The organism is Halomonas sp. BDJS001, assembly GCF_026104355.1.
Taxonomy (GTDB): Bacteria; Pseudomonadota; Gammaproteobacteria; order Pseudomonadales; family Halomonadaceae; genus Vreelandella.
Genome location: NZ_CP110535.1, coordinates 2,143,748 through 2,161,157 on the forward strand (window position 1 = coordinate 2,143,748; position 17,410 = coordinate 2,161,157).

Annotated in this window: 16 protein-coding genes; 9 read left to right on the plus strand and 7 right to left on the minus strand. The window is 53.8% G+C overall.

Annotated elements, in window-relative coordinates; genetic code table 11:
- Positions 1–102: 102 nt before the first annotated feature.
- The 3 genes from OM794_RS09765 to OM794_RS09775 form a co-directional block, all read right to left on the minus strand.
- A complete protein-coding gene (locus OM794_RS09765) occupies positions 103–384 on the minus strand; it encodes a hypothetical protein (RefSeq protein ID WP_088701574.1) in 282 nt (93 codons plus the stop codon).
- 142 nt (positions 385–526) lie between these two features.
- Positions 527–1,708, minus strand: coding sequence for a 1-acyl-sn-glycerol-3-phosphate acyltransferase (locus OM794_RS09770; RefSeq protein ID WP_088701573.1), 1,182 nt, complete (start codon positions 1,706–1,708; stop codon positions 527–529).
- Between the two features lie 67 nt (positions 1,709–1,775).
- A complete protein-coding gene (locus OM794_RS09775) occupies positions 1,776–2,705 on the minus strand; it encodes a recombination-associated protein RdgC (protein ID WP_226249435.1) in 930 nt (309 codons plus the stop codon).
- Positions 2,706–2,846: 141 nt separating this feature from the next.
- On the opposite strand from OM794_RS09775, the gene OM794_RS09780 reads away from it, so the two are divergent.
- From OM794_RS09780 to OM794_RS09815, 8 genes are all read left to right on the plus strand, one after another.
- The gene (locus OM794_RS09780; RefSeq protein WP_226249434.1) at positions 2,847–3,281 is read left to right on the plus strand and encodes an acyl-CoA thioesterase; all 435 of its coding nucleotides are present in this window, start codon (positions 2,847–2,849) and stop codon (positions 3,279–3,281) included.
- Between the two features lie 152 nt (positions 3,282–3,433).
- The gene (gyrA, locus tag OM794_RS09785; protein ID WP_226249433.1) at positions 3,434–6,175 is read left to right on the plus strand and encodes a DNA gyrase subunit A; all 2,742 of its coding nucleotides are present in this window, start codon (positions 3,434–3,436) and stop codon (positions 6,173–6,175) included.
- Positions 6,159–7,262 carry a 3-phosphoserine/phosphohydroxythreonine transaminase gene (gene serC / locus OM794_RS09790; RefSeq protein WP_226249432.1) on the plus strand — a complete coding sequence of 368 codons (1,104 nt, stop codon included), beginning with the start codon at positions 6,159–6,161 and terminating at the stop codon, positions 7,260–7,262. Before gyrA ends, serC begins: the two co-directional genes overlap by 17 nt.
- Before the next feature lie 5 nt (positions 7,263–7,267).
- Positions 7,268–8,359, plus strand: a complete 1,092-nt coding sequence (gene pheA, locus OM794_RS09795; protein WP_133732404.1) for a prephenate dehydratase — start codon at positions 7,268–7,270, stop codon at positions 8,357–8,359.
- 5 nt (positions 8,360–8,364) lie between these two features.
- On the plus strand, positions 8,365–10,644 hold the full coding sequence (locus tag OM794_RS09800; protein ID WP_226249612.1) for a bifunctional prephenate dehydrogenase/3-phosphoshikimate 1-carboxyvinyltransferase: 2,280 nt from the start codon (positions 8,365–8,367) through the stop codon (positions 10,642–10,644).
- On the plus strand, positions 10,637–11,335 hold the full coding sequence (cmk, locus tag OM794_RS09805; RefSeq protein ID WP_226249431.1) for a (d)CMP kinase: 699 nt from the start codon (positions 10,637–10,639) through the stop codon (positions 11,333–11,335). Before OM794_RS09800 ends, cmk begins: the two co-directional genes overlap by 8 nt.
- 183 nt (positions 11,336–11,518) lie before the next feature.
- Positions 11,519–13,198 carry a 30S ribosomal protein S1 gene (rpsA, locus tag OM794_RS09810; protein WP_088701565.1) on the plus strand — a complete coding sequence of 560 codons (1,680 nt, stop codon included), beginning with the start codon at positions 11,519–11,521 and terminating at the stop codon, positions 13,196–13,198.
- A gap of 325 nt (positions 13,199–13,523) precedes the next feature.
- Positions 13,524–13,898, plus strand: coding sequence for a histone-like nucleoid-structuring protein, MvaT/MvaU family (locus OM794_RS09815; RefSeq protein ID WP_088701564.1), 375 nt, complete (start codon positions 13,524–13,526; stop codon positions 13,896–13,898).
- 90 nt (positions 13,899–13,988) lie between these two features.
- Here OM794_RS09815 and OM794_RS09820 read toward each other — a convergent pair whose 3' ends face one another.
- A complete protein-coding gene (locus OM794_RS09820) occupies positions 13,989–14,819 on the minus strand; it encodes a helix-turn-helix transcriptional regulator (RefSeq protein ID WP_226249430.1) in 831 nt (276 codons plus the stop codon).
- Between the two features lie 373 nt (positions 14,820–15,192).
- Here OM794_RS09820 and OM794_RS09825 point away from each other — a divergent pair, with 373 nt between their 5' ends.
- On the plus strand, positions 15,193–15,534 hold the full coding sequence (locus OM794_RS09825; RefSeq protein ID WP_226249429.1) for a hypothetical protein: 342 nt from the start codon (positions 15,193–15,195) through the stop codon (positions 15,532–15,534).
- 42 nt (positions 15,535–15,576) lie between these two features.
- Here OM794_RS09825 and OM794_RS09830 read toward each other — a convergent pair whose 3' ends face one another.
- Genes OM794_RS09830 through coaE form a run of 3 tightly spaced genes read right to left on the minus strand, consistent with a single transcriptional unit; the run spans position 15,577 to position 17,374 of the window.
- The gene (locus tag OM794_RS09830; RefSeq protein ID WP_226249428.1) at positions 15,577–16,464 is read right to left on the minus strand and encodes a DNA replication terminus site-binding protein; all 888 of its coding nucleotides are present in this window, start codon (positions 16,462–16,464) and stop codon (positions 15,577–15,579) included.
- Positions 16,465–16,503: 39 nt separating this feature from the next.
- Positions 16,504–16,737 carry a DNA gyrase inhibitor YacG gene (gene yacG, locus OM794_RS09835; RefSeq protein WP_022523595.1) on the minus strand — a complete coding sequence of 78 codons (234 nt, stop codon included), beginning with the start codon at positions 16,735–16,737 and terminating at the stop codon, positions 16,504–16,506.
- Positions 16,738–16,771: 34 nt separating this feature from the next.
- Positions 16,772–17,374 (minus strand): dephospho-CoA kinase, encoded by a 603-nt coding sequence (coaE, locus tag OM794_RS09840; RefSeq protein WP_226249427.1) that lies wholly within the window; start codon positions 17,372–17,374, stop codon positions 16,772–16,774.
- Positions 17,375–17,410: the final 36 nt, after the last annotated feature.

Genomic DNA, 17,410 nt, shown 5'->3' on the forward strand with positions numbered 1-17,410 from the left:
GTGAAGGTTAATTCCGAGTGAATAGGGGTGCCGGTCAGGCGGTAACTAAAAAACACGGCGAAGTCACTTAAGGCTTCGCCGCTGGCTTTTCCTTAGCAACGGTTAATACAAGGCCTGCTCTTCCTGAACCACTTCACGCAGCAGTTCTAAAAAGAGTTTATCAGCCTCGGAGTGCTCGGCCGGATCTTCCGGTATATGGACGCTGGTAGTGTCGGAAATTTCGTTGGCAATCCGCGCCATTGCCGCTGGGCTATTGCCTTCGGCCAACTGCTCTCTGGCAATCACAAGAGACTGCTCAAGAATCTTTGGGTCTTGCAGTAGTTTGCGAATAAAACCGCGTAGCTCATTGATGACACGTGTTTTCTGGATTTCTGAACCGGACATGGAAGTCTCCTTAGGATCGCGAACGACGACAGCGCCAAGCGAAACCAATCAATGCGTTGACCATAGCATTTTTTCCGCCGACGGGCATGAGTTGCCTGATATTAAAATGACCGCTTAAATGGGGTCAGCTTAAAGCGCTGACTTAGAGCGTCAGTCGACCGGCCTTGTGTTTAACAGGGTTCGCGTACTGGGCAAGCCAATAGGGGCGCAGAGGTTCGGGTACGTCGGCAAGCCGAGCCTTAAAGCGTTCACGGTCTTGTCGAGTGATCGCTTTACGAGCCACCAGTTCGGGTGCTTCACCCAATGCCTCCAGGGCTAAATAGTGGCTGGGGAAGAGGCGATAGCCGCCGATCACCTGGCGATCAATCTCAGCCGCCACTTCGTCGGGCGTGGCCATATCAGAACCTACCGGCGTGCCAAAATGCAGCCGCACGCGCCCTTTGGAACCGGTAATGCCGGCTACAATGGAGCGAATATCCTCAAACTCACTTTTGGCGTAGCTGCCCTGGGTATCGATGTCGTGTAGCTCCTGGGCTTTTTGTACATCGCAGGGGTCATATTCATAGCTAATCGATACCGGTACCAATTTCAGTTCCGCGATAGCTTCGCCAAAGACCATGTCCCGCTCTGCGGCTCGTCTGGCCATGATCAACATTTTGATGATGGCGGGTTCAGTGTGGTCAATGCCGTTCTTGGCGCGGCCTTCGCGCTGGGCCATCCAAATAGAGTGTTGGTCTTCGGTAATGGTATGGCGAATATAGGCAGATAGCTGTTGATACGCCGCCAGCATCGCGCGTTTGCCCCGGGCGCTGCGTGGCACAATAAAGCTTTTATTAAGTCGCATCAGGTCGGTGACATAGGGCTTTTTAAGCAGATTGTCACCGATAGCGATACGCACGGTGTCACGGTTTGCCTGATACAGCGCATAGTTAACGAACGCGGGATCTAAGGAGATATCGCGGTGATTGCCAATAAAGAGATAAGCGCCATTGGCGTCGAGTTTGTCGAGGCCGGTGACCTCAAACGCATCCGTGGTGGTGCGAATCATGCGCTCCATGTAGTGGGCAATGCGCATTTGGAATTCGTAAACCGTTGAAACATCCTTAACTTCACGCCGCACGGCACGGCTAGCAAACAGACGCGCTAGTGACGGCGCCCAACGTGCCATGCGCGGCAGCCGAAAGCGGGTTAGCGCATCAAGCAGTTCGTTGTCCCGTGAGAGCCTGGCAAGCACGTCGGCCACTTCATGATCCATAAAGGGCCGAATATCGGCCCACGGGTCTGTCTCGGTAGAGACGTTGGTAGCGTTATTGTGTTGAGTCATGCGAACCGTTGGATGGTAAATAATAAATATCGATTAATAATATCGAGGCGAAGGTCTATAGAACCACTTATTGAGCCGCGGGTTCCCGCTGCGTCTCGCCGCCGAGCCACTCTATCAAGCGGGGAATATCGGTGGATAGCGCCTGCGCCATTAAAATAAAGTCTGTTTCCAGGCGGGCAAGGGCATCGTCACCGTCGTCAGAGTGATCGGCTTCCTCAATCAAGGTATCGCCAAAGCGTAACGATTTCAGTGCCAAATCATCGTGTAACACAAAGCTTAACCGGCCTTCCAGGCTAATGGCGAGTTTACTGGCTTGGCGGCCGCTCTCCAGCAGTTGCTGAATTTCATCGCTGTCTAGATCGACCTGGCGAGCACGCAGCACGCCGTCATCACCTTTGGCTTTGAGCTCCACCTGATCACCCAGCTGAAGATCGGCTGGTCGACTGGCTGCGTCGCCCAGCCAGGTCGTCATGGCGCGAATAGGCAGCGTCTGTGAACTCAGTGGGGTGACTTTTAAGCTACCCAGGGTTTCACGCAGTAGATCCAGAATGTCTTCGGCACGGGTGCGCGAGCTGGCATTGATGCCGATCATCTGGCCGCGGGTGTCCCACCACAGATCAATCTTCTGACTACGCACAAAGGCGCGGGGCAGTAAATTCTCGGTAACCTGCTCCTTGAGTGCGGTCTTCTCTTTGCGGGTCACTTTGCGGCCTTCGCTGGCCTCAATATCCGCCACCTGTTCGTCAACTTCTTCCTTTACAACCGACGCGGGCAGTAGGCGCTCTTGGCGCAGGGCGGAAAGCAGCCGGTGTCCTTGGATTTCGTGCACAAGCTGGCCTGCGCCCAAGCGTCCGGCTGGTGCTGTCCAGCCAAGGCGACGCGCATCGGCGTTGCCGAGTGGTTTAGCGGAGTGCTCGTCTAAGGCGCTAGCCAGCGCATCACTGGATAATTCCGGCGCGTCGTGCAGGCGGTATAAATGCAAGTGCTTAAACCACATGGAGCCAATCCTGTTTAAAAGGTGGCACATTATGGCGAAAGCGGGGCATTCCTACCAGCGGCTACCGCCAATCGTCTCTGTTGCACGTGTTTCAAACTTATGTTTGATTGAGCCAGTGCCAATCATTATAGAGGAATCGATATGAGTACATCGCTTTCACGGGTTCATCTGCGCGTTCGAGGCTATCACCTGGATGGCTATGGGCATGTGAATAACGCCCGCTATCTTGAGTTTATGGAGGAGGGGCGCTGGGATTTCTTTGACCAGCATCCAGAGATGATCAAAGAACTCCATCAGGCCGGACGGGCATTCGTCGTCGTCAATTTGAATATCGATTATTTGGCGGCAGCAGTGCACGGCGACGACCTGGAAATTATGACCGGGATTGTTGAGATAGGTGAACGCAGTGGCGTTTGTCACCACCGTATTGTGCGTAAAGATGGCACCGTTATTGCCCGTGCAGACTTAACCTTCGTGCTGCTTGATATGCGCGCCAACAAGGCCGCTGCCATCGAAGCAGAAGTGCGTGAGGCGTTAGTCGCGTTAACCTTGCCAAAAGAGGCATTTAGCGACTAAACGGCTTTGGTGAGCTCCCTGGCTGCCCTTGCTGCTTTTGCGGTGGTATGATGGCGAAGTATTTGCGCGCCGCTCTATGCTAATTTCAGGGCGGTGTTTTTAAGCGCTTTCAACTCTCGCAGTGCCAATGCAGTGCAAAGGATCTGACTTTCATGGGTGACATCGCCAGAGAAATCTTGCCCGTCAATATTGAAGACGAGCTTAAACAGTCGTATCTCGACTATGCGATGAGCGTCATTATTGGCCGCGCACTTCCCGATGTGCGGGATGGCCTTAAACCGGTTCACCGGCGTGTGCTTTTTGCCATGCACGAACTGGGTAATGATTGGAATAAACCGTACAAGAAGTCGGCGCGTGTCGTCGGCGATGTCATCGGTAAATACCATCCGCATGGCGATAGCGCCGTGTATGACACCATCGTACGTATGGCGCAGCACTTTTCGATGCGCCATGTGCTGGTCGACGGCCAGGGTAACTTCGGTTCGATTGATGGGGACAACGCGGCTGCCATGCGTTATACCGAGGTACGCATGTCGCGCCTCGCCCACGAGCTGCTCGCCGACCTTGAAAAAGATACCGTCGATTGGGTGGACAACTACGACGGCACCGAGCGTATCCCCGCCGTCCTGCCTACCAAAGTACCCAACCTGCTGATCAACGGCTCGTCGGGTATCGCAGTGGGCATGGCCACCAATATTCCACCGCACAATATGCGTGAAGTGATTGACGGCTGCTTGGCGTTAATCGATGACTACACGCTGTCGGTGGATGACTTGATGGAGTACATCCCCGGCCCCGACTTCCCCACCGGCGCTATCATTAATGGCCGCGCGGGCATTTTGTCAGCGTATCGCACAGGCCGGGGGCGTATTTATGTGCGCGCCTGCCACACTATTGAGCACCACGACAAAACCGGTCGTGACCACATCATCATCACCGAGCTGCCTTATCAGGTGAACAAGGCGCGGTTGATCGAAAAGATCGCTGAGCTGGTGAAAGAGAAGAAGATTGAAGGCATCGCCGAACTTCGCGATGAGTCGGATAAAGATGGCCTGCGCGTGGTGATTGAAATCAAGCGCGGTGAGTCCGGCGACGTCGTGGTCAACAACCTGTTTGCTCAAACGCAGCTGCAAAACGTGTTTGGGATTAACATGGTGGCGCTGGAAAATGGCCAACCACGTACGCTGAACCTTAAAGAGATGCTGGAAGCCTTTATTCGCCACCGCCGCGAAGTGGTTACCCGGCGCACGCTGTATGAGCTGAAAAAAGCCCGAGAGCGTGGGCATCTGTTGGAAGGCTTGGCCGTCGCTATCTCGAATATCGACGAAGTGATCGAGCTGATCAAAGCCTCGCCCAACGCGGCAGAGGCGCGTGAAAAGCTGCTCGCCAAGACTTGGCAGCCCGGCCAGGTAACCGCCATGCTGGAACGGGCCGGCGCCACATCGTGTAAACCAGAAGAGCTGGAAGAGGGTTTCGGTTTAAATACTGCGGCCACTTCTTATCGGCTTTCGCCTGCCCAGGCGCAGGCAATTCTTGAGCTACGCCTGCATCGCTTGACGGGCCTTGAGACCGAGAAGCTGCTTGATGAGTACCTGAGCATTCTTGAGAAAATTGCCGAGCTAACCGAGATTCTGGCCTCTGCTGATCGCTTGATGGAAGTGATCCGCGAAGAGCTGCGGGCGGTGCGTGATCAGTTTGGCGATGACCGTCGCACTGAAATTCAGGCGAGTCACCTCGATTTGTCGATGGAAGACTTGATCGCCGAAGAGGACATGGTGGTAACCGTGTCTCGTTCAGGCTATGCCAAGACGCAGCCGTTATCAGACTATCAGGCTCAGCGCCGTGGTGGCCGCGGTAAGTCCGCTACCGCTATGAAAGACGAAGATGTGATTGAGCACCTGCTGGTGGCCTCTACTCATGACACCGTGCTGCTGTTCTCTAACCGCGGCAAAGTGTACTGGCTGAAGGTGTACGAAATGCCCAACGCGAGCCGTGGCTCGCGGGGTAAACCTCTGGTGAACATGCTGCCGCTGGAAGAGGGTGAAGCGGTTAACGCCATCTTGCCGGTGCGCGACTACAACCCCGAGCACTATATTTTCTTCGCCACCGCTAAAGGTACCGTCAAGCGGACGAGTCTTGAGCAGTTCTCTCGCCCACGTAACAGCGGCCTGATTGCGATTGACCTGGAAGAGGGTGACCGCTTAGTGGGCGCGGCAATCACCACCGGTAACGATCACGCTATGCTGCTCTCCTCTAACGGCAAGGCGATTCGCTTTGAAGAGAGTAATGCACGCGCCATGGGGCGTACTGCCCGCGGTGTGCGCGGTATGCGTCTGGCAGGCGACGCGGAAGTCATTAGTCTGATCATTCCTAAGAGCCAGCAGATCGACGCCGAAGCGGATGCCGAAGAGGAAATACAGGATGGCGCCCAAGAGGGCGTTGTGGCCGAAACCACCGATGGTCAGATCTACATTATGACCGCCAGTGAAAATGGTTACGGCAAGCGTACGCGCTTAGAAGAGTTCCCGCTGCGTGGTCGTGGTGGACAGGGCGTTATCGCCATGCAGACCAGCGAGCGCAATGGTTCGCTAGTGGCGGGGATGCAGGTCTACGACAGTGATGAAATGATGCTGATCACTGACCGCGGAACGCTAGTGCGTACTCGTGTGGAGGAGGTCTCTACCACGTCGCGTAATACCCAGGGCGTGATGCTGATTCGTTTGGGCAAAGAGGAGAAGCTGGTCAAGACAGTACGCGTTGATGAGCCGGAAGAGAGCGAAGAACTAAACGGTCTCGAAGCAGTTGGCGCTGAAGAAACCAGTCTTGACGATGCGCCGGCGAGTAACCATTCAGATGACGGACAGGAAGCAGGGACTGATGACACGTCACTATAATTTCTGTGCAGGGCCTGCGGCCCTGCCAGTCGCTGTGTTAGAGCGCGCCCGGGAAGAGCTTTTGGACTATCAAGGGCGCGGCCTTTCTGTAATGGAAATGAGTCACCGCAGCGATGAGTTTATCGCTATTGCCGAGCGCGCCGAAGCGGATTTCCGTCAACTGTTGGGCGTGCCGGGTAACTATAAGGTTCTGTTTTTACAGGGCGGCGCCAGCATGCAGTTTGCCATGCTGCCGATGAACCTGTTGGGGCAAGGCGGTAGTGGCAATTTTATTCAGACCGGTATCTGGGGCAAGAAGGCGCTCAATGAGGCCAAGCACCTGGGTTTTGATTGCCATGTGGTTGCCAGTAGTGAGTCCAACGGCCATACGGCGGTGCCTGCACAAGACGAGTTACGGGTGAGCGCAGATGCTGCCTATTTGCACTACACCTCTAACGAGACAATTGGTGGCTTGGAATTTGATTATACGCCGCATATTCAGCGGGCCGATGGCGCTCACGTGCCACTGGTCTGCGATATGTCGTCGAATATCCTGTCTGGGCCCATCGACGTTAGCGAATTTGGCGTGATCTACGCAGGGGCTCAGAAAAATATTGGCCCCGCCGGTTTAACGCTGGTGGTGGTGCGTGACGACCTGCTAGGTAAAGCTCAGGCCAATATACCTTCGCTATTTGATTATCAAATGCTGGCGGACGCTGGTTCGATGGTCAATACGCCCCCCACGTATGCCTGGTATTTAGCCGGGCTGGTATTCCAGTGGCTGAAAGACGATATCGGCGGATTGGCGGCGATGGATGCTATCAATCAGCGCAAGGCCGATAAACTTTACGCAGCGATTGATGCCAGCGAGTTTTATAGCAATCCAATTGCTAACGCCAACCGTTCGCGCATGAACGTGCCCTTTGTGCTGGCCGATTCGGCGCTGGATAAAGCGTTTTTACAGCAGGCCGATGCAGCGGGGCTGCTTAATCTAAAAGGCCACCGTAGCGTGGGTGGTATGCGTGCCAGCCTTTACAACGCGGTGCCTGAGTCTGCGGTAGATGCTTTAATTGCATTTATGGCCGATTTTGAAAAAACAAGGGGCTAACCACCATGTCCGACACGTCGATCAACCTGGATGAGCTGCGCCAGCGTATCGATCAGCTCGATAGCGATATTCTCAATCTGATCAGCGAGCGCGCCAGTTGCGCCCAGCAGGTGGCCCACGTCAAGTTGGCCGAAGATAAAGATGCGGTGTTTTATCGCCCTGAGCGAGAAGCCCAGGTGCTGCGGCGCATAATGGCGTTGAATAAGGGGCCGCTCGATTCTGAAGAGATGGCGCGCTTGTTCCGTGAAATCATGTCGGCGTGTTTGGCGCTTGAACAGCCGGTTAAAGTTGCCTATTTAGGCCCTGAAGGCACCTTTACGCAGCAGGCGGCGCTCAAACACTTCGGTGAAAGTGCGGTCAGTTTGCCCATGGCAGCCATTGATGAGGTATTTCGTGAAGTAGAGGCGGGCGCTGTGCATTACGGCGTCGTGCCGGTGGAAAACTCCACCGAAGGGGTGGTCAATCACACCCTGGATACCTTTATGGACTCCTCGATTAAAATTTGTGGAGAGGTAGTGCTGCGTATTCATCACCATTTATTGGTCAGTGAAACGACGCGTCGCGATAAAGTCTCGCGTATCTATTCGCACCCGCAGTCGTTTGCCCAGTGCCGCAAATGGTTAGATGCGCATTTTCCGCATGCAGAGCGCGTGCCGGTCTCCTCTAATGCGGAAGCGGCCAAGTTAGTCAAAACCGAGTGGCACAGCGCGGCGATTGCCGGCGATATGGCGGCCAAACTTTATGGCCTTGACTATATCGCCGAAAAAATTGAAGACAGCCCGGATAACTCCACGCGGTTTTTGATTATTGGTAACCAGGATGTGCCCATGGCGGGAGAGGATAAAACCTCTATTGTGGTTGCCATGCGCAACCAGCCGGGGACGCTGCATGCGTTGCTGGAGCCGTTTCATCGCCACCAAATTGATTTAACGCGCCTTGAAACGCGTCCTTCGCGTACCGGTGTGTGGAACTACGTCTTTTTTATCGACTTTAAAGGCCATCGTGATGAGCCCAAGGTCGCGGCAGTGCTTGAAGAGGTGCAACTGCGGGCGGCGGAACTACGCGTGCTGGGTTCCTACCCCATAGGCGTGCTGTGACGTTAATGGTCGAAGACAGTGTTAAAACATCAGGCTGTCATGAATCGCGTCTATTGATTGTTGGCTTGGGGCTAATTGGTGGTTCGCTAGCGGCAGCACTTCGCGTTTCAGGTTTCCAGGGGCAGATTGTTGCCTGTGACCCTGATGACAGTGAGATTGCTCGCGGTATTGGGATGGGGCTGATCGACTCAGGCGGTGCCCAGCTAGCTGAGCAAGTCAATGGCGCCACCATGGTAATACTGGCGGTGCCGGTGCTCGCCATGGAGAGCGTGATGGCAAGCTTGGCCGAAGCGCTACCTAACGCGTCGGCTGACGTTGTGATTACCGATGTCGGTAGTACCAAGGCGACTATCCGCGCCTGCGCTCAGCGTGTATTTGGTCAGGTGCCCACTAATATGGTGTTGGGTCACCCCATTGCCGGTTCAGAGAAAAGTGGTGTAGCGGCAGCAAATCCGCGTCTCTATGTGGATCACAAGGTGATTCTGACACCTGAGCCGAACGTAGATCGTGACGCTTTGCAGCGCGTGCGCTGCTTATGGGAAGCCTGTGGCGCCGATGTGCTGGAAATGGACGTAGAACGACATGACCAGGTGTTGGCGCGTACCAGCCATTTGCCCCACCTGCTGGCTTTTTCACTGGTGGATACGCTGGCCCGTCAGGATGAGCGGTTAGATATTTTCCGTTACGCAGCGGGTGGCTTTCGCGATTTTACCCGTATTGCGGGAAGCGACCCGGTGATGTGGCGAGATATTTTTATTGCCAACAAAGAGGCGGTACTGGCATCGCTGGATGAATTTGAAGCGGGGCTCTCTCGGTTGCGTCATGCGGTAGAGGCCGGAGACAGCGATGCGCTGATTGCCACCTTTGATCGGGCGAGCCACGCCCGGCACTATTTCGACTCTTTATTGAACAAAACCAGTTATCAGGCGGAATATCATATGCAACCACAAGGTAAGGTCAGCTACCGTGTGCAGCCGGGCGGTCAAGCCCAGGGGCGTTTACGCGTACCGGGCGACAAATCCATGTCGCACCGCTCTATTATGTTGGGTGCGTTGGCGGAAGGCGTCACTGAAGTCAAAGGCTTTCTGGAAGGTGAAGATAGCTTGGCGACTCTGCAGGCGTTTCGTGAAATGGGCGTGGCGATTGAGGGGCCGCACCAGGGCAAAGTCACCATTCATGGTGTCGGTATGCACGGCTTAAAAGCCCCCGCCGGCCCGCTTTATGTGGGTAACTCGGGTACTGCCATGCGGCTTTTCTCGGGACTGCTTGCCGGTCAGGCGTTTGACAGCGAGCTAACCGGCGACGAGTCACTGACCAAACGCCCCATGGGGCGTGTGGCTGACCCGCTGCGCCTGATGGGCGCCACCATTGATACCGCTGAGGGCGGTCGTCCGCCGCTGAAAATTCGTGGGGGCGCCAAGCTAAAAGGGATTGATTACGATATGCCGATGGCCAGCGCTCAGGTCAAATCCTGCCTGCTGTTGGCCGGGCTGTACGCCGAAGGCGAAACGCGCGTGCGCGAGCCTGCGCCGACCCGTGATCATACCGAGCGTATGCTCAACGGCTTTGGTTATACGGTTTCCCGTGAGGGCGATACCTGCTGGCTTCAGGGGGGCGGTAAGCTAACGGCGGGGCCGATTGATGTGCCTTCGGATATCTCATCCGCCACCTTCTTTTTAGTGGCCGCTGCTATTACCCCGGGCTCAGATATCACCCTTGAGCACGTGGGTATTAACCCCACCCGGATTGGCGTTATTAATATTCTTACCCTGATGGGGGCGGATTTAGCGCTAGAGAACCAGCGTGAAGTGGGTGGTGAGCCGGTGGCCGATATTCGTATTCGTTACGTACCCCTCAAAGGGATTGATATTCCTGTCGATCAAGTGCCGCTCGCCATCGATGAATTTCCTGCCCTGTTTATCGCTGCCGCTAATGCCGAAGGCGTAACGCGGCTGCGAGGTGCTGAAGAGCTGCGCGTTAAAGAGTCGGATCGCCTTCAAGCCATGGCCGATGGTTTGGCTGTTTTAGGTGTGCAGCACACCACAGTAGAAGATGGTATCGATATTGTTGGCAATGGCGATGCACAAAAAGCCAGTTACGGCGGTGGGCGTGTCGATAGCCTGGGGGATCACCGCATTGCCATGGCGTTTGCCATTGCCTCGCTGCGCGCCAGTGACGACATCATTATTGAAGATTGCGCCAATGTGGCCACCTCGTTCCCTGACTTCGTCGAGTTAGCGACACGCATTGGTATGGGCGTTAGCGTGGAGGGTGCCTATGAGTGATCGCGTTGCCGCTGTTCCCGTGCTCACCATCGATGGCCCTGGCGGGGCGGGTAAAGGCACTATCAGTAGCTTGGTGGCCGAGCGCTTGGGCTGGCACCTGCTGGATAGCGGCGCGCTTTATCGGCTGACGGCACAAGCGGCGTTGAAGCATAGCGTGGCGGTCGACGATGAGGCTGGGCTTGCACGCCTGGCGGAGCGGTTGGATGTGGCCTTCCCGGTGGAGGAGGGCCAGCCGCGTACCTTTCTTGAAGGTGAAGATGTTGGTCAGCAAATCCGTACGGAGCAGGCCGGTGAGCGCGCTTCCCAGGTGGCAGCGCTGCCTGCGGTTCGTCAGGCGCTCTTACAACGCCAGCGCGATTTTTGCCAAGCTCCAGGGTTGGTAGCTGACGGTCGGGATATGGGCACCGTAGTGTTTCCCGACGCCCCGCTGAAGATTTTTTTAACCGCCAGTGCCGATGAACGGGCACGTCGGCGCTATCTGCAGTTGCAGGAAGCCGGGGTGGATGCTAGTCTTTCGAGTCTTTTAAAGGAGATTCAGGCACGCGATGCACGCGATACGCAGCGCAGTGTGGCTCCTCTCAAGCCGGCAGATGATGCCATTACGCTTGATACCACGCGCCTGAGCATACCGGAAGTGGTTGATCGACTGACCGAACTGCTCGCCCAAAGAGGGCTGGTAAGCGGCGTGTGATTCTCCCTTGCGGCGTTTTTGGATAGGTGTCACGACGTGGCAGGGCACTAAACTCACATCGGTGAGCCCGGTCAGGTCTAACCAGCGTTAACACCTCCAAAGGCTGAGTGACATTAGGCCCGCACTTGCTGGTGGTGCGGAGAAGGCATTTATGCCTCAACAACGTAATTACGTAGGAACACCATGAGCGAAAGCTTTGCTGAGCTGTTTGAACAGTCTCTTAACGACATCAACATGGAGCCAGGCGCAATTGTCGCGGCTCAGGTTGTCGACATTGACGGTGACTGGGTTACTGTCAACGCTGGTCTGAAATCTGAAGGTCAGATCCCTGCGTCACAATTCCGCGATGAGCACGGTAATCTGAACATCGCTATCGGTGACGACGTGCACGTTGCACTTGAAGCCGTAGAAGATGGTTTCGGTGAAACGCGTCTGTCTCGTGAAAAAGCCAAGCGTGCAGAAGCTTGGAAGATTCTTGAAGCAGCCTTCGAGAAAGACGAAATCATTAAGGGCGTTATTAACGGTAAGGTTAAAGGCGGCTTCACTGTCGAAGTTGACTCTATCCGCGCCTTCTTGCCTGGCTCGTTGGTTGACGTTCGTCCTGTTCGCGACACTGCGCACCTGGAAAACAAAGAGCTGGACTTTAAAGTCATCAAGCTCGATCCGAAGCGCAACAACGTTGTAGTATCACGTCGTGCGGTTCTGGAAGCAGAGAACAGTGCCGAGCGCGAAGCGCTGCTGGCGACTCTGCAAGAAGGCCAGCAGATCAAGGGTATCGTTAAGAACCTGACAGACTACGGTGCTTTCGTAGACCTGGGCGGTGTTGACGGCTTGCTGCACATTACAGACATGGCGTGGAAGCGTATCAAGCATCCGTCCGAAATCGTTGCCGTTGGCGACGAGATCAACGTCAAGGTTCTGAAGTTTGACCGTGAGCGTAACCGCGTATCACTGGGTCTCAAGCAGTTGGGCGAAGATCCGTGGGTCAACATTAAAGAGCGTTATCCGGAAGGCATGAAAGTGCACGCGGTCGTCACTAACCTGACTGACTACGGCTGCTTTGCCGAACTGGAAGAGGGTGTTGAAGGTCTGGTTCACGTCTCTGAAATGGACTGGACTAACAAAAACATCCATCCGTCTAAAGTCGTTCAAGTGGGCGATGATGTTGACGTCATGGTGTTGGATATCGACGAAGAGCGTCGTCGTATTTCCCTGGGTATCAAGCAGTGTACTGCTAACCCGTGGGAAACCTTCAACACTGACTACAACAAGGGCGACCGCGTTTCAGGTACCATCAAGTCAATTACTGATTTCGGTATCTTTATCGGCCTTGAAGGCGGTATTGACGGTCTTGTTCACTTGTCTGATATTTCTTGGACCGATACTGGTGAAGAAGCCGTACGCAACTTCAAGAAAGGCGACGAAGCTGAAGCCGTTATCCTGTCTATTGATCCTGAGCGTGAGCGCATCTCGCTGGGTATCAAGCAGATGGATTCTGACCCCGTTGCTGAGTACCTGTCAGTCAACGATAAGGGCAGCATCGTAACCGGTCGCGTCATTGAAGTTGATGCTAAAGAAGCTCAAGTTGAATTGGCGACTGACGTTATTGCGGTGCTGAAAGCCTCTGAAATCAGTGCTGACCGCGTAGAAGATGCGCGCAATGTGCTGAACGAAGGCGATAGCGTAGAAGCTCGTATTGTGAGCGTTGATCGTAAGAGCCGTCAGATTAATCTGTCGGTCAAAGCGAAAGACCAGGACGATACGCGTCAGAACCTGAAGAAGATGCGTGAGCAAGAGCCGGAAACAGCAGGTGGCCCGACCACCATCGGTGACTTGATCAAGCAGCAGATGGGCCAAGACTAACGATCAGTTAGTGATTGGTTAGTGAAAGCGCCGCCCTTAGGGGCGGCGCTTTTGTTTGTAGTGGTAGGGCGCTAATAGTTGTTCAGCAAGCTGGTTCGCATAGTCGTCAGGGACTATTAGATTTAAACTCTTTAGCCGCAATTGAGTTTTAAAAAACGATTAGTAATTGGGTGAAAATCAACTAGACTGTTGTCAGTTACTCTTTTTACAGGAATAATGTCCCTGCATTCTGAACTAGCGGGTGTCAAGGTTGTCAATTTGCACCTAAGTTAGATCCCATTCAGTTGAACCCCGTTCAGTTGGATACGCTATTAAAGGAACTCCTATGTCTTTACTTAACGAATATATCCAGAAAGAACAGCAGCTAAAGCAGCTTCAAGAAGATCTTCAGCGCTTAGAAGGCGATCAGCGTCTGAAAGGCGAGTTGGAATTTAAGGCTAAACTTGAAGCGCTAATGAATGAGTTCGGCAAGCGTCCGGGTGATGTTATTGCCTTATTAGATCCGACTGCTGACCAGCGGAGCGCTAAAACCACAGCGAGTGGCAATGCCCGTCGTAAGCGCCGCCTTAAAATTTACAAAAACCCTAAAACAGGGGAAGTAATCGAAACTCGCGGCGGCAACCATAAAGGACTGCGTAGCTGGAAAGACCAGTACGGCGATGAAACCGTTGAGTCCTGGTTGGAGCGCATGGAAGACTAAGCTATCTCATCACCGGCATTTCTGTACAGGAATGCCGGTTTTCTATTGCCATACGCTTTTGGCTATACTCCAGTGCCGTTACCCCCATTACTAACCTATTAATGGGATGCGAAGTTCTAAATGGTTTGCTTTCCATAATACCTGCGGAGGGTGGCCGCTAACGTGCCAAACATCCTGCCTGTTGAGCAGATACATGATGGTATGCGTTAAGGCTCCATAAAGGCCAGCTAAATTGTCAAAACAGGTGCTCGCGTAGTAATGAGTAGGAATGTCGACCCGTCGATAAAGAACAGGCAGTGCAATGTCTTGTGCATTGTCCGTATCCGATAGGTATAGACCAATGTCGGTACGGTAAGAGTGGAAAGATTCATTATTAAGTGCATTGATTCTGTCGGCGAGTATGTCAGGCAGTGCGATGATGGTCGTAGATCGCCGCAGCCGCGTCTGTAAGCACGCTAGCTGCATAGCGTGATAGCTTTCATCTCCTAGCCCCTTAATATGCTCGGGAGCCTTGTAGAGGCGCATTAGGATCATTTGGCGCCCCGTGGTTTTTTCGATACGCGTGTTAAAACCATGAGGTGGCACATGGCGATGGAAAGTGGTTTTCAGCTTTAGGCGGAAATTGCGCGGGCTGAACTGATAACGACGTTGGAATGCCCGTGAGAAAGACGAGTGGTTTTGGTACCCGCAACGTATTGCAATTTGCGCTATATTGAGAGGAGTAAGCGCAAGCAGCACTGCCGCGCGTTCCAGTCGCCTTATTTCACGATAAGCGCTAGGTGAAATGTGAAAGCTTTGCCGAAATTGGCGCCGGACTTGAGAAGACGAATACCCTATGTGATTAGCAAGGTCTTCGATACCGAGTGACTTATCGAGTGTATCCTGCAGCCAGATCTCAGCTCGTGTCATCGCGTTGAACATTATCTGGCCTCTCATGCGTGAATCGTACAGGTCGTGCTTATCTCGCCTGTAGTGCACTCTCCCAGTGCGTTAGTGTTGGTAACCTAGCTGAAGGAAAAATTCAGCCTACAGATAAGAGTCGTGTCTCTATTCAGGCTACTTGTAGGTAATGTTGATGCGAAGCATCGATTTAATGAGTTGTCGCTGACTGTGCCATGTTTGATAAATGTGCTGGTTACCCTCATATACGTAATGATGATGCCTTTATGCTGGCAACTGGGTGGCAAAGGCAAGTTTGCTCGTTACCTTTACGCGTTTGTGCACAGTTTTTGCCAAAAAATGCGACATTGGCAGTCATATCGACCATTTCAAGCAAGGTGTAAATGAAACATCGATGAAATATCAAAAGGTTCAAAAGCCGATAGATGAGCGTGAGAAGCTGCGTAAGTTTCGTGAATTAGACGATGCTTTTGCCCAGGCCTTACGCCAATTAGATGATCCAGAAAGCGATTTTGATATACCGACAGGCCCGCCGGTACGCTCGCTTGCGGCACTGGAACAAGAAGATGAAGAAGCCCAGCAGAAAGAACAGCAACATGAGCGGGAGCGTATTTTTAAACAGCGCTTTGAAGCTCTGTTGAGCGAGTATGGCATGGATCATAATGACCTGGCCGAGCTGATCGAAGTACTGCTTGGCTATGGCGTATGGCAGCAGGATATGGTGCCTGGCAGCTAGCACCTGCAAAACATCGCAGCAGGCTTGGCAGGTGTCCTTATGCTAGCGGTAGCGATAAATCCGCAAACTCGGCAGAAAGACATCCTGCTCTAGTTTCTCATCGCGTCGCCTGGCCCGTGTGCGTGTGGTGGGGGGCTGTGGTGCAGGTAGGTTAATGTGGGGCAGTCGTTGATTATGGTCAGGAACAAAAATTGGCATGGCGGCATTCAGTGCTCGTCGTGTATGCCCATCATCGAGTGGTTCGGTAAAGAACAGGTTTGCCCGCATCAGTGGGGCTTGCGTTTGCACCTGAGCAAGCATTTCCCCGCTGGGGATGCCCGCTAGCTTGCGTAGCTGAATACGAATATGCGGCGCATCGGTATCAAGCTGTAAAAGCTTATGTTCAGCTTCTTGCACCGACAGGCGTTTAATAGAGCGACCACTGCTGTACCAAGCAAAGCGAACGCGTGAGACAGGCGCTTGTGCGATAGGTAACTGCCGCCAGCTCTGTTTAAGATGTAAGCGAGCAAGCCCATTGCGGCGTAACGCTTCATCAACGTGAGGGTGGCGTTGCGGTAAGCGGCTTTTTGCATCGCTCAGTGCCTGTGGAAATGCCTGTTTAATATGTTGCAGTAGGTTGCTGAAATGGGCTTTGGCTTGATTAACAGCATCAATCGCCCTTATCAGTTCATCATTAGCGGCAACGACGGCAATATAGTTGCGCGTCTCACGGCCATCTTGATGCTGCTCATGCCACATATCGAATAGGGCTTTACGCAGCCAGTCACGAGGCGGTGTCGCTTGATTAAAGACCCATGTAGCCGGTAGCTGCTGCTCGTATAGCGAGACGGCTGCTTCAGTGGTTTCCAGTAGATGATCAAACTGCTGCTCCAATTGGAGCAGCACATGATAAGCCGAAGGCGATGAGGGGGGAGCGTTTGTTTCGGCCATGGCTAGGGTAAGGGCTCGCTAAGTCAGTTATAGGGTGCTTCAGGTGAGTGGCGCATCCTTGTCGGCTTGCGCAAGGAGCGTTTCTATATCGGCCTCATCCATGGCGGACTCCCCCGATATGCGGTGCGACTCATCGGCCCAGGCGCCCAAATCCAGTAGTTGGCAGCGTTTGCTGCAGAAGGGGCGATAAGTGCTCTCTGGCAGCCAGGGCACGCGCTTAGCGCATTGCGGGCAATTAACTTCTAGCGGGGAATCGTTTGCAGGGCGAGCCATAAAAAACTCCAATTGCGATAACAGGCGCGATATCTCAGTAGTTAAGCTGCCGACGGTAGCGTTCGTCAAGCCGTGCCACTTGCTCCATCATGCTGGCGTGGTCACCGCTGTTATCTATCACGTCGTCTGCTTTTGCTAACCGTTGTTCGCGGGAAAGTTGGGCGGCGAGAATAGCACGCACCTGGCTTTCACTCACCCCATCACGCTGCTGGGTTCTCGATAATTGTAGTGCTTGTGGCACATCGACAACCACCGTGCGGTGAACGAGTGCATGCTGACCTGCTTCAAACAGCAACGGTGACACAAGCAGCACATAAGGCGCCCCCTGTGCTTTGAGTCGCGCTAAGTGCTGCAGTAGTCGCTCCCTTATGCGGGGATGTGTCACCGATTCTAGCCACTGCCGTTGTTCTGGATCTTTAAAAATGATGTCGCGCAGAGCGGCCCGGTTAAGTGTGCCATCCTGATGCATAATCTGATCACCGAAGCGGTGTTGAATAGCTAACAGGGCCGGCTCATCAGGCAAGACGATTTCTCTGGCGACATCATCGGCATCGACCCAGGCGGCGCCGAGTGTTTCAAAGGCGCGAGCGACGGTCGATTTACCCGACCCAATACCACCCGTTAATCCGATAATCATGTGCTGCCTCAATAGCTAAATTGTATATAACCAGAT